13 protein-coding genes and 1 pseudogene are annotated in these 13,308 nt (G+C 29.8%); 4 read left to right on the top strand and 10 right to left on the bottom strand.

Annotated features, from left to right (window positions below; translation table 11 throughout):
• The first annotated feature begins 123 nt into the window (after positions 1-123).
• The 4 genes from M4I44_RS04735 to M4I44_RS04720 all read left to right on the top strand — a co-directional run bounded on the left by M4I44_RS04735 (position 124) and on the right by M4I44_RS04720 (position 4,387).
• On the top strand, positions 124-1,434 hold the full coding sequence (locus M4I44_RS04735) for a phenylacetate--CoA ligase family protein (RefSeq protein ID WP_249966663.1): 1,311 nt from the start codon (positions 124-126) through the stop codon (positions 1,432-1,434).
• A 40-nt stretch (positions 1,435-1,474) separates the two neighbouring features.
• Positions 1,475-2,005, top strand: a complete 531-nt coding sequence (locus M4I44_RS04730) for an ORF6N domain-containing protein (protein WP_249966662.1) — start codon at positions 1,475-1,477, stop codon at positions 2,003-2,005.
• A 106-nt stretch (positions 2,006-2,111) separates the two neighbouring features.
• Entirely contained in the window at positions 2,112-3,200 is a 1,089-nt protein-coding gene (wecB, locus tag M4I44_RS04725) for a non-hydrolyzing UDP-N-acetylglucosamine 2-epimerase (protein ID WP_249966661.1), read from the top strand.
• Positions 3,200-4,387 carry a glycosyltransferase family 4 protein gene (locus M4I44_RS04720; protein WP_249966660.1) on the top strand — a complete coding sequence of 396 codons (1,188 nt, stop codon included), beginning with the start codon at positions 3,200-3,202 and terminating at the stop codon, positions 4,385-4,387. The genes wecB and M4I44_RS04720 overlap by 1 nt, the downstream gene beginning before the upstream one ends.
• A gap of 56 nt (positions 4,388-4,443) precedes the next feature.
• On the opposite strand, the gene M4I44_RS04715 is transcribed toward M4I44_RS04720, so the two are convergent.
• From M4I44_RS04715 to M4I44_RS04675, 10 genes and pseudogenes are all read right to left on the bottom strand, one after another.
• Positions 4,444-5,427: a UDP-glucuronic acid decarboxylase family protein gene (locus M4I44_RS04715; protein WP_017496849.1), complete on the bottom strand. Its 984-nt coding sequence runs from the start codon at positions 5,425-5,427 to the stop codon at positions 4,444-4,446.
• 126 nt (positions 5,428-5,553) lie between these two features.
• The gene (locus M4I44_RS04710) at positions 5,554-6,291 is read right to left on the bottom strand and encodes a hypothetical protein (RefSeq protein ID WP_249966659.1); all 738 of its coding nucleotides are present in this window, start codon (positions 6,289-6,291) and stop codon (positions 5,554-5,556) included.
• A gap of 93 nt (positions 6,292-6,384) precedes the next feature.
• On the bottom strand, positions 6,385-7,509 hold the full coding sequence (locus M4I44_RS04705; RefSeq protein ID WP_249966658.1) for a glycosyltransferase: 1,125 nt from the start codon (positions 7,507-7,509) through the stop codon (positions 6,385-6,387).
• Complete coding sequence (locus M4I44_RS04700) at positions 7,502-8,704, bottom strand: O-antigen ligase (protein WP_249966657.1); 1,203 nt, start codon at positions 8,702-8,704, stop codon at positions 7,502-7,504. Before M4I44_RS04700 ends, M4I44_RS04705 begins: the two co-directional genes overlap by 8 nt.
• Positions 8,688-9,494, bottom strand: coding sequence for a glycosyltransferase (locus M4I44_RS04695; RefSeq protein ID WP_249966656.1), 807 nt, complete (start codon positions 9,492-9,494; stop codon positions 8,688-8,690). The genes M4I44_RS04700 and M4I44_RS04695 overlap by 17 nt, the downstream gene beginning before the upstream one ends.
• Positions 9,487-9,738, bottom strand: coding sequence for a hypothetical protein (locus M4I44_RS04690; RefSeq protein WP_249966655.1), 252 nt, complete (start codon positions 9,736-9,738; stop codon positions 9,487-9,489). The genes M4I44_RS04695 and M4I44_RS04690 overlap by 8 nt, the downstream gene beginning before the upstream one ends.
• Positions 9,738-10,868: an O-antigen ligase gene (locus M4I44_RS04685; RefSeq protein WP_249966654.1), complete on the bottom strand. Its 1,131-nt coding sequence runs from the start codon at positions 10,866-10,868 to the stop codon at positions 9,738-9,740. The genes M4I44_RS04690 and M4I44_RS04685 overlap by 1 nt, the downstream gene beginning before the upstream one ends.
• Positions 10,861-11,949, bottom strand: coding sequence for a glycosyltransferase (locus M4I44_RS04680; RefSeq protein WP_249966653.1), 1,089 nt, complete (start codon positions 11,947-11,949; stop codon positions 10,861-10,863). Before M4I44_RS04680 ends, M4I44_RS04685 begins: the two co-directional genes overlap by 8 nt.
• A gap of 6 nt (positions 11,950-11,955) precedes the next feature.
• Positions 11,956-12,240, bottom strand: coding sequence for a polysaccharide biosynthesis C-terminal domain-containing protein (locus M4I44_RS22575; RefSeq protein WP_371923037.1), 285 nt, complete (start codon positions 12,238-12,240; stop codon positions 11,956-11,958).
• Positions 12,241-13,172 (bottom strand): annotated as a pseudogene (locus M4I44_RS04675) (oligosaccharide flippase family protein); the annotation flags it as partial.
• Between the last annotated feature and the right edge of the window lie 136 nt (positions 13,173-13,308).

Below are 13,308 nucleotides of genomic sequence, written 5' to 3'. Positions count from 1 at the left end.
ATTTAGTTGTGGTGCAAAAATAATTGCTTTTACACGTAAAAAATAATTAAATCTTAAAAAGTTGTTGATTGTTCTCTGTTAGTAATTTGATAGTATTATTTTTGACGAAAATTAGCTCCTCAAATGATTTCTCTTTTCGATATTTCGCTGCAATTAAATGGTTTTCCGATTAAGAAAGCCAAAACTCAATTGGATGAAATCAGAAATTTATCGGAAGAACAGTATGCACATTTTCTTCAAAACAGAAAAGAAGAAATCGTAGCTTTTCATTTGGAAAACAATTCTTTCTACCGGGAATTGGCTGGAGGTAATACAAAATTGAAATGGGAAAATTTACCCATCCTGAACAAACAAAATTTACAAAAACCACTAGAAGAAAGGCTTTCAAATGGCTACACCTTAAAAAATGTGTACCTCAACAAAACTTCAGGATCTAGTGGAACTCCTTTTGTTTTTGCCAAAGATAAGCATTGCCATGCCCTGACCTGGACTTCGATTTTTATGCGTTTTGGCTGGTACAATATCGATTTTAATCGCTCGTATCAAGCTCGATTCTATGGTATTCCGATGAATTTCGCCGGATATTATAAAGAACGAATTAAAGATTTTTTGACGCATCGTTTCCGATTTCCGGTTTTCGATTTATCTGATGGCGTTCTCGAAAAATTTCTGCAAAAATTCAAAACTAAAAAATTCGATTATATCAACGGTTACACGAGTTCGATTGTTTTATTTGCTAAGTATTTAGAACAAAAAAATCTTATCTTAAAAGAAGTTTGTCCCTCTTTAAAAGCTTGTTTCGTTACTTCGGAAATGCTTTTTGAATCCGATAAAAAACTCTTAGAAAAACAATTGAATGTTCCAATTATTAATGAATATGGCGCTTCAGAACTTGATTTGATTGCTTTTGAAAACTTAAAAGGCGAATGGCAGGTTAATTCGGAAACGCTTTTTATAGAAATTTTAGATGAAAACAATCAGATTCTTCCATATGGAAAAGAAGGCCGAATTGTGATTACATCTTTGTTTAATAAAGCACATCCCTTTATCAGATATGATATAGGTGATATCGGAATTTTGGATGAAAAAAGTACTCCGCAGAAACCCATTCTAAAAAAACTTATTGGAAGGACCAATGATATTGCTGTCTTACCAAGTGGGAAAAAAGCACCGGGTTTAACCTTTTATTATGTTACTAAAAGTATTATTGAAGACGATGGAAACGTTAAAGAATTTACCATCAAACAAACACAATTAAATACTTTTGAAATTGAATATGTTAGTGATATTAAATTAAATGTAACTCAAATTCAAAAGATAGAAAAGGCAATTACGGTATATTTAGAACCAAATTTAACTTTCAGCTTTACCCGAAAAACAGTTTTAGACAGAAGTAAAAGTGGAAAGTTAAAACAATTTAAATCTTATCTTTAATATAAATAAAATCCTACATTTGTTTTTTTAATGAAAACTTATGGAAGATCAATCTTTACTTTCTGAAGAAACTATTTCTAACAAAATATATTATATCCGCAATCAAAAAGTAATGCTTGATCGTGATTTGGCTTTACTTTATGGAATTGAAACTAAGGCTCTAAAACAAGCTGTTAAAAGAAACTTATTGAGATTTCCTGACGATTTCATGTTTGAATTATCAAAAAAAGAGTCCGATTCTTTAAGGTCACAAATTGTGACCTTAAAAAAAGGAAGAGGTGAGCATCAAAAATATTTACCTTTTGTATTTACTGAACATGGAATCTTAATGTTATCAAGCGTTTTAAAAAGTGATAAAGCCATTCAAACTAATATACAAATTATGCGCATTTTCACCAAAGTGAGAGAAATGCTGCTAGATACAACTGAAATTAAAGTGGATATTCTTCAGATTCAAAAGAAGTTAGAAAATCATGACAAAAATATTGAATTGGTTTTTTCCTATTTAGATGAACTAACCGAGAAAAAAGAAGATGGAAATGAGAGAGTAAAAATTGGTTATAAAAAATAAGCAAATTCACAGTTCGCTATTTAAGAAATTATTCCATTCTGATTAAATTCCAATTTAAACTTTACTTTTGCCGAAAGAATGTTTTTAGAAAGAATCTAATAGTCCCATGAAAATCACCCTAATCGCAGGTGCAAGACCTAATTTTATAAAAATAGCACCTCTTATTAACGCTATAAAAGACAAGCAAAATCAAGGCTTTGATGTTTCCTTTCGTTTGGTTCACACAGGACAGCATTACGATAAAAACTTAAGTGATACCTTTTTCGAAGAATTAAATATTCCAAAACCAAATGTAAATCTGGAAGTAAAAAGTGGCTCTCAGGCAGAACAAACAGCTGCAATTATGATTGCTTTCGAAAAGGAACTTATTCAAAATCCTTGTGATTTAGTTTTGGTTGTTGGTGATGTAAATTCTACTATGGCGTGTTCGATTGTAGCCAAAAAATGCAATACTAAGGTAGCACACGTTGAAGCGGGAATTCGTTCCGGAGATTTAACAATGCCGGAAGAAATCAACAGAATGCTGACAGATAGCATTACGGATTACTTTTTTACGACCTCCACATCCGCTTCAGAAAATTTATTAAAACTAGGATCAAATCCTGAAAATGTACATTTCGTAGGAAATGTTATGATCGATACTTTATATCAGAACATCAATAGAATTTCGGCTCCGGATTTTTGGGAAGAACATCAGCTTAGTGAAAAAAACTATATTGTTCTAACCTTACATCGTCCTGGAAACGTAGACGAAGTTTCTTCTCTTATTGCTTTACTACATGGAATTGATGATTTAGCTCAAGGCAAAAAAATATTGTTTCCAATTCATCCCAGAACACAGGCTATCTTAAGTGAAAGCTCAACTAAGTTTAAAAATATCCTCTTTGTTGCTCCACAAAGCTACCTGAATTTCATGTATTTAATACAAAACAGTTTTGCCGTTATTACTGATAGCGGTGGTATTTCTGAGGAAACAACCGTAATGGAAATTCCTTGTTTTACCATGCGAAATAACACTGAGCGTCCTGAAACCGAGACCATTGGTTCAAATACTATTGTTGGAACGTCATTAGAAAATTTACAAAAGGTATACGGTTCATTTTTAAAAAATGGTCCCAAGAAAAGTGGTGTCCCGGATTTATGGGATGGAAAAGCATCGGAACGAATTGTTTCAATTTTACTGGCTAAAAAATAATGAAGGATATTCTAATCATATCAAACTATTATCCACCCGAAAAAGGTGCTGCGGCCAATAGAATAGAACAACTAGCTTTAAAATTGGATCAAAATGGTTATAAAGTTTCGGTAATTTCTCCGCTTCCAAATTATCCAAAAGGCGAATTATTTCCGGAATACAAAGGCCGGTTTTCTGTTACCGAAAAAATCCAGAATATTACCTTAAAACGTCTTTGGATCTATCCGAGTAACAGTTCGAATATCTTTAAACGAATTGTCTCGACACTATCGTTTTCAAGTACTTTGTTTTTTTATTTATTGTTTGCCAAGACACCTAAAAAAGTAATTGTACAATCACCGCCACTATTACTTTCGTTTGTTTCTGTTTTTGTACTTTGGATTAAGGGTAAAACAATCCTTTTGAATGTTTCAGATCTTTGGCCAACTGCCGCTATCGAATTGCAGGTATTAAAGAAAAACAGTATTTCACACCAAATTTTGCTTTTTATTGAACGTTTTATTTACCAAAAAGCAACGCATGTTTTTGGGCAATCTAATGAAATCATTACCCATATTCATTCCATCTTTCCCGAAAAAAAATGTTTTCTATATCGTAATTATCCGGATCATTTTGTTGAAGATTTCCTCGAAGAAAAAAACAATTCCAGCGAACCTATTAAACTATTCTATGCCGGATTATTAGGCGTTGCGCAAGGAGTTTTTGAACTTATTCAGCAATTGAATTTAGAAAATGATAACATCGAACTGCATATTTTTGGTGATGGTGCCGAGAAAACTCAGATTGTGAATTACCTCAACCAGAATCCAACTAAAAAAATTGTTTTTCACGGAATGTTAGAACGAAATGTTTTGCATGAAACTTTAAAAAATTTAGATATTGCCCTTGTTCCGCTCAAAACAAGGATTTACGGCTCTGTTCCGTCCAAAATATTTGAATATAGTGCTTTAGGATTTCCAATACTTTACTATGGAGGAGGCGAAGGAGAAAATATTGTAGAAGAGAATAACCTTGGTTGGGTAGTTCCCGTTGAAGATTTCCAACAATTAAATACAACTTTAGGAACAATATCGACATTAGGTAAAGCAGAAATTCAGAAGATGAAAAAGGCTATTTTTCTTCATGCCAAAAGTCATTTTAATTTGGACCAGCAAATGAAGGAACTCATCGAAAAGAATGCTTTTTAAGTAACTTAATAAAAAACGGGCAATTATTCTGGAAATAATTGCCCGTTTAAATTTTCTTATTTGATATAGTTCGAAAAATCTTTGTGTTCTTCTTTTGAAAGCTCTTCTTTCGAAAGTGATCTGAAATAATCATACGTAATTTTCATTCCTTCAGAACGGCTTACTTTTGCTTCCCAACCCAATAACTCTTTCGCTTTTGTGGTGTCTGGCTGGCGTTGTAACGGATCATTTACCGGTAATGGATGGTAGACTACCTTTTGATTGGTTCCTGTTAATTTAATGATCTCTTCTGCAAAATCCTTAATCGTAATCTCATCCGGATTTCCAATATTTACGGGATATACATAATCTGAATGCAACAGTCTAAAAATACCTTCGACCTGATCGTCTACATAACAGAATGAACGTGTTTGCATTCCATCTCCAAAAATGGTTAAATCTTCCCCGCGCAATGCCTGTCCGATAAAGGCCGGAATTACACGCCCGTCGTTCAGACGCATTCTTGGGCCGTAGGTGTTAAAAATACGTACAATTCTGGTTTCTACCCCATGGAAAGTATGGTAGGCCATGGTAATCGATTCCTGAAAGCGTTTGGCTTCATCATAAACCCCACGCGGACCAATGGTGTTTACGTTTCCGTAGTACTCTTCTGTTTGTGGGTGAACCAACGGGTCTCCGTAAACTTCGGATGTTGACGCAATTAAAATTCTTGCTTTTTTCACACGGGCTAATCCCAATAAATTATGTGTTCCCAGAGATCCTACTTTTAAGGTCTGAATTGGAATTTTTAAATAATCAATCGGACTTGCAGGTGAAGCAAAATGTAAAATATAATCTAAATCACCTGGAATGTGCACAAACTTGGTGATATCGTGGTGATAAAATTCGAAATGTTCTAATTTGAATAAATGCTCTATGTTTTTAAGATCTCCGGTAATCAAATTATCCATTCCGATAACATAGTATCCCTCTTTGATAAAACGATCACATAAATGCGATCCCAGAAATCCGGCTGCTCCTGTAATAAGTATTCTTTTCATAGTAATTATTTATACCTCACAAATGTAACTGATTTGAAAATTATAAAAACTATTCTATAAAAAAACTGCCTAAAAAAATAATTAGGCAGCTCTTAGAATATCACAAAGAAAAACATTTGAAAGCAATTACTTCTTGTCTAACTTTGCTTCAAGTAATTCAATCCTTTTATTTTGTTCTATAATGTAAAGTGTTAATTCTTCTATTTTTTGCAAAAGTGCGTTGCTCATTTCTCCTACCTGTAGTCCTTTTTCTTTTATTTCCTGAGCTGAAGGGACACTTGGTAAGTGATTGTTCTCTTTTGTGAATTTTTCTACCTCAGCTAAAGTTGGCATCACATAATCCGATTTTAAATCTGATTTACCTGTGTAGTACTTTTGAAAAACATAATCTGCAGGGACCTGTAAATCCACTCTTACTTCCTCAGCATGGATTTTACCTTTTACTGTAAGTTTTTCATCGGGATTGATTGAACCTATACCGACATTACCGTTATTATTACTTATAAACAATCTAACTTTGGCTCCCGAAAAATCATTATTTGCATGAAGAGGTATTGTACTAAAAGCTAATCCGAAATTATTTCCATCGGTTCCTGTTGGGGAAAATAGAGTATGAATTGCATTCGAAGTATATGTTTTTTCTGGGTTACCCGACCACCTGGAAAACAGGATTGTAGGTTCATTTGCCGCACTACCCGTAGGTATAACTCCTAATAATAGTTTCATATTAAGGATGTCGTAAATTTCTAATTTACTGGTTGGTGTACTTGTCCCGATACCAACATTAACACCACTTTGAAAAATGTTTTGACAATAAGATAATATGCTAGCAAAAATAGCAATGGTTGAAAATATTTTTTTCATAATTTAAAAACTAATGGTTAAAAATTATTGCAATTATAAGAAAAAAATTACAATAAATAATCCGAAAAATCTTTAAATCATATTGTTATTATATTATTTTAATTCTTCTCTGTAAATAAGTTCAAGATTCTTTATTTTTTCATTAATATTATGGTGTAGTAAAAATGTCTCTTTTGCATTTCTTGAAAACTCATTGTGTAAATCTTCTTCTCTCAACAATTTAATTATCCTTTGACTAAATTCTTCTGTATTATTATCCTTTATACAAAAACCATTAAAATCATTTTTTATCAAATCACGATTTCCATCACAATCTGAAACAACATTTGGAATAGATAATGCTAAACTTTCAATTATTGCATAAGGTAATCCTTCATATCTTGATGTCGAAACGTATAATTTTGACTTACCAATAATGTGCAAAACATCTTCCCTTGAAGTCCAATTCAGAATGGTAATTTTATCTTTTAAATTTAACTTTAAAACGAGATTTTCAACAATATTCAATTGATCCGCATGATATCCAACACCAACTAAAACCAAATGTATGTCTATTGTTTTATTAACTTCATATAACACACGTATCAATTCTTCGGTATTTTTTTGATAGCATGGTCTACCAACATTACAGAGATAATTATCTGGCCATGTTTTTGGTACAGAGAGTTTTAAAACTTTCTCAATTGGTCTTATAGCATTATTAAAAAGTGCGGTTTTAGATCTTACATATCCTACCTCATTAATCGCTCTTTGTAATTCTGATTCTGAAGAAGCTAACAAAATTGAATTTCCCTTTGAAAGTAGTTTTTCAATTAATAAAAAAACAATTCTTTTTATTTTATTTTCTGTGCATAAATAAGAAAAAGCCTGTGGCGTGTGAAGTACTTTTATACCCGTTAGAAAGCCAACTAATCTGGCAATAACTCCCCCTTTTGTACTATGTGAATGTATTAAATCTGGTCGCTCTTTACGAATAATTTTTAGTGCTCTTGTTATAGCTAAAAAATCATTTTTTAAAGAAATTTCCCTGTAAATCGGTAATTTGAATTCTATAATTGATTCAAAATTCTTGTCACGAAATAAACCCTGAGTATCAGAATCGCCATGTATGACAATATTTTCAAACTTTACTGTATTTATATTCTCAAGGATTTGACGCAACGATACATCGACACCACCAACAGAATGCAAAATATGAGCAATTTTAATCTTATTCATTTATTTCCTTCTTAGTATAACATAAACTTAAAATAAATATCCCTACAAGATAACATCCAAATTGCCTGTAAAATATATTCTCAACACAAAAAAACAATAAAAAAGATGCGACAATAGCTGTTTGAAAAAAATTCTCTCTGACTTCCAGAAATAATTTAATAAAAAAAGCAACAAATAGTGCTAAGCCAATTAAACCTCCAATTAAATAAAAATCTATAAACTGATTGTGAGAGTTAAATTTTTCTGAGAGAAAATATTCTTTTTTAGATACATTTTCAATAGTATTACTATAACAATCTAAAAAATTATCTGAAACTGTACTGTATCCATCGAATCCAATGAAAGAATTAAAATCACTTTTCTGTGTCATTGAAAATGCACAATTCCAGATTACAATTCTTGGTTCATAATCAGACGCTACTTTAAGTGATTCTTCAAGATTACTCTTGATAAAAAAACGCTCTGATATATTTTTGTTTGTTACCACAATAAATCCAAAGAAAACAATAAAAGAGATAAGAAAAATTACCTTTTTTAAAAAGCTAATTTTAACGTAAAAAAACAAATAAATTATTGTCACTAAAAGTAATGTTATAATAGAAATTCTAGCTGAAATTAAAATTATAAATAAGAATAACAATGCTGCATTGATTATCCAAACATACTTATATTGTATTGAAAGAAATACTTTTTCAATAGCTAGTAAAAACCCTAAAACAGCAATAAAACCAATGTAAGGTCTCTCTAGAAGTAATAAGTCATTTACCTCGGCCGTGTTTGAAAAAGGTAAGCTATGGTGTTTCAAAAAAAACAGACCTACTAAAAAGACAGAACATACAATTACAGCATTAATCCCCCACAGAAGAACTCCTTTTAAAGAATTAAGATTGGTTACTTTTTTCAAAACAATTGCTAGCCAAAACAATAAAAAGAATCCTTTATAAATCTTAAAATCATACACTATCGTACCAAAAAAAACTGATTTTACTGTAAGAAATCCCAATAGAACTAATAAAATTGTTCTTGCTGAAAACGTAAAATTCAATACTAAAGCTCTATTTTTTATACAATTAATAATTGTGTAAACGGACAAAATTACCAGTATAATATTTGGAACCGCCATTGAAAAAAATAACGACAGTAATAATATATAAATGAGATATTCAAAACCTTTTTCTTTAATTAAATCTCTCATTTTTTAATCTTTTTTTGATTGCTAAAATTATAGTATAAGGAATAACTAGCAAGATATAATTCCTAATAAGCCCATATATCGGATAATATCCAATATAAAAATTTTCTTTAATAATTTGTATTCTCGCTTTTACCTGATTCCTTCTTCTTTGAATTGAAATCCCATTTTCATTAATTTCAATTTGGGTCAAATATTGCTCAATGTTAGCCATTTTAAACTTTTTTGAAATAGCAAAAAAGAAAGCAAAATCCTCTGCAGATTTATGATTTGTAGAATAAAATCCTATAGCATTTATAATTGATGTAGTAAATAATATTGCCGGATGAATTAACATAGAGTTGAAATACATCTTATTTTTTATTTCTTTATCATCTAATGGTAAATTAATTGAATACAAATAATTATCATTGTTGTCAACTGCCAATACATTTGAACCTACAATTTTTACTTCAGGATTTTGATCTAAAAATGCTGCCTGAATAGCAAATCGTTTTCCTAAACAAACATCTCCACAATCTAGTCTTGCGGTGTATTTATATCCTCTTTCAAGACTAATTTTAAGTCCATGATTTAATGCAAATTCAATTCCCTGATTTTTCTTGAAATATTCGAAATAAAGAGTTCCTTTTGCTTTAAAATTCTTTCGAAGTGTTGCCTCATCAAATTTATTTTTACTTCCGTCATCTACAATGATAATGTCCAATTCTTCACTAGCATCAATCGAATTCAACGATTTTATTAACCCAATAGAATTATTATAGTAGGGAATCAAAAGTACAATCTTATTCATTTTCTGCTAAATTTGATTTTTTTCTCATTCTAATTAAAATTGCCAAACTTAACCAAACACCATACATTCTAAAAGTATCTATTTGAAACCAATTTACATATAAACCAATAAGTGAAATAAGAAGAATCATTAACAGAACTTTTTCTTCTCCTTTAGCTATTTTTATTAATAGTCGTATTTCATTAATTGAAAAATAAAGTATCATTAAGAACAATATAATTCCAACTAATCCTGTCTCTGCCATCAAACGCGTATAGATATTATATCCAGGTGGAAATGCTCTTTCTTTTTATTCTTATAAAACAATGTAAATTCATAATTGTTTCGAGTTGCCCATATTGGATAATGTGTTCTACTATGATAGGTTTGCTGACCAAATCCTACACCAATAATCGGATTTTCTAAAAACACCTGCAAAGAAGCATATTGCATTCCGAATCGTGATTGATTAGAAACACTTTTTGTTAGATTCTTTTTAAAGTCTAAAGAATCCATTTTTTCAGATACAGATTTTAGTACTTTTTCTCCGTTTAAAACCAGTAACACACTAAAAAAAAGAGAAAATACTAATCCAAAATTTATAATATATTTCTTGAATTTTTGATCTTTATACAGAAAAACTGAAAAAATCATTAACTGAATAAAAATTACAACAAGTCCTGTACGAGATCCTGAAAAATAAGTTAAAACTAAAATACAAATTGTAGGTAAAAATCTGCATGGGTTATTACTAGTAATGATGTAACTAAACATCCATCCTGAAATTGTAATTAAATAAATTGCCAGAAATGGTGGCTCATAGCATATTGATGAAATTCTTTCTTGAGGAAAAAGATTAACTTCTAAAAATGGAAAATAATTGAATAACTCCAGGATTTTGTGAAAAAAACGATATCCTCCTGCGGAAATTAAAATTTGAAGAAAGCCACAGACAGAAGCTACTACTAAAGACCAAAGAAAAATTTTCCTGATTTTAAAAAGAATTTCTTTCAAATGCATTTTAGCCAAAACATTGATATACAAAATCAAAAACACTAAAATTGATAATAATAAAGCAAAATATTGTCTTATAAATCTATTTATACCGCCTGTTTGTTTAAAATAATTAGATAAAACAGTATTTATATTTAATAGAGTGGTAATCAAACACCAAACTAGAAAAAACATTACTAATTGAAAAATAAGATTTTTATAAGGTATATGAATTTTTCTGGAACAGATAACGTCAACACACAAAACCAAAAATCCCGCAATAAAAAAAATAGCACCAGCCTCACTTTTAAATTCGCCCAGGAAAGGAATTCCTTCATAAGTATTGAATGGAAAAAAGAAAAATCCTAAAAAGAATAATATTGTATATAATTTTCTAAGCAATACTTTTAAGTTTTTTGATTTTCAGATTATTTAGATTTCGGGCCACTTCTGAGATTCTTGGATGATACATAACTTTAGCCATCAAAACTAATAAATACAAACCCCTCTCAGATTTGTTTTTTATAATTTTCAAAACTAATACTTCAAAGACTCCTTGTTTGTTTAAAATATCTTCAGAATACTTCTTTGATACCTTAATAACTTCGGGATCAAAAGCTATGGTTTTTATTTTTTCAAATTTCTCCGAAAAAGAAGTTTCTATAGTTGCGTACTTAAATATCAAATAAAAAACTTTCTGAACAAATCGAATTGCTTTTAGTCTATTTATCTCTTCTTCTGGAAGGATTAAATCACATCTTTCTTTATAATCTAAATGAAGTTTCTGACGCGCTATTTCAAAATAATCAACTTTAAAAAGATTTTTGGAAACTCCATTAAAAACTTCTCTGTAAAAATAACCTGAATAATCTATAAAGAGAGCATTTGACGCTACATTAAAAGCTAATAAATTAAACAATTGATCTTCTTCATACCCACTTGGAAAAGTTATCTTATGTCCTAAAATAAGATCTCTTTTATATAATTTATTCCAAACTGAAAAAAGATCCTCTCTTTCTAACAAATTCGAAATAATTTTCTTTTGAATGTACTCTTTATCATAAACTATATTTACTGGAAATATTTCTTTTTTAAATACATACTTTTTATCTCTTCCTAAAAAATAATTAGAAACAACCAAATCTACATTTTCCTTACTTACTCTATTGTACAAAGTTTCAAACATTTCATCTGCCACAAAATCATCAGAATCTATAAAACCGATATACTGTCCTTTTGCTTCAATTATTCCAACATTTCTTGCTATACTTCGTCCAGTATTTTCCTGATTAATAATTCTAATTCTTTTATCAAGTTCTTGATACTTCTCAATTATTTCCAAACTTTTATCAAATGAACCGTCATTCACAAAAATAAACTCACATTCTTGCAATGTTTGATTTGTTAACGACTTAATACAATCTTCTAAAAAGCGTTCCGCATTATATACTGGAATAATCACACTAACTTTTATTTGTTTCATGCTAATTTATTTTAGAACGATTTTATCCATCTCTTTTCTTGCATAGAACCACATTCCTAAGACTATAAAAATTTGCGTAATCAGCAACGAAATGGCTGTACCGAATTCTTGATATAATTGAGTTAAAATCAAATTAATAATCAAATTTAAAATTGTTGCAAACAATATAACCCGAAAATATAATTTATCTTTTCCTAAATTTAATAGAATCTGTTTACCGAACATCGTATCCAAAAACGATAACAAGGGTATAAGAATTACTATTCTGAATAAAAGTACTGCAGGAAACATTTGACTACCATAAATAATTACTATGATTTGCTCTGCAAAGCAAAAGCATACGACTATAATTACAGAAAACAAAATGGCTCCAAATTTTGTTATTTTATTTATTTTTTGAACTGTTTTTAACTTATCAACAATCATTTCCTTTGAAAGGTATGGAAAAATTGTATTTGAAATTGGAGTTTGAAAATTACCCACAGCCCTAACAAGTTTTTCTGCTGCTGAAAAGTATCCAACAGCATGATTTCCTGCTAAAATTCCTAAAATTAAAGTATTTGTATTCGTAAATAAAGAAATTTTAAGTTCAGATAAAAATACATATTTCGATTTTTGAAGTTGCTCTATGATACCACTTAACGGTTGTACTTGAAATCTAATATTAAAATCTCTATGTATATAAAACAACGCAAAAACTCCGGCAAATATAAACCCTAAAGCGTTAAAAACGGGAACTAGGTAAAAATCAGATTTTTCTCTAACAAAAATAAAAAGTGCTATAGTAAAAACTAACTTGGTAATTAAGTTGAGATAAGTAATATATTTCATCTTTTGAACTCCCTGAAAATACCAAACAGGAAAAATTGCCTGTCCAAGAATAGAACCAAATGAAAATAAATATATAACCCAATATGTTCTGAAAATTTCAAATGAAAACACAAGTGTCATCATTAAAATAAAACTTACTGTCACTAAAAATAATTTTGCTGACATAATTTGATTAAAAATCAAATTATGCTTTACATAATCGTCAATAGTTAATGAAATATCACGAGTTCCAGTAGCATTAAAACCATAATCTGTAACAATTTGAAAATAGGTAACAAATGCAAAAGAAATGACAATAGTCCGAAATACTCAACACCTAATACTCGAATTAAATAAGGAAGAGTAATTAAAGGTAAAAGCAAATTTAATCCTTGAAGAATAGAAAGATACACGAAATTTGAAGCTAAAATTTTATGCTTTTTACATTGCTGAAATATATCAAAAATTAGTTTCAATATTTATGTATTATTATTAAAAGAAAGTTATACCTTAGAAGGGACAGCCTCAAAAAATTAATTGTATTAAAAA

Origin of the sequence: Flavobacterium sp. B183, from assembly GCF_023539155.1 — a bacterium.
Taxonomy (GTDB): domain Bacteria; phylum Bacteroidota; class Bacteroidia; order Flavobacteriales; family Flavobacteriaceae; genus Flavobacterium; species Flavobacterium tructae.
The sequence above is the reverse complement of the archived record's forward strand: the minus strand, read 5'-3'. Positions and strand labels throughout refer to the sequence as shown.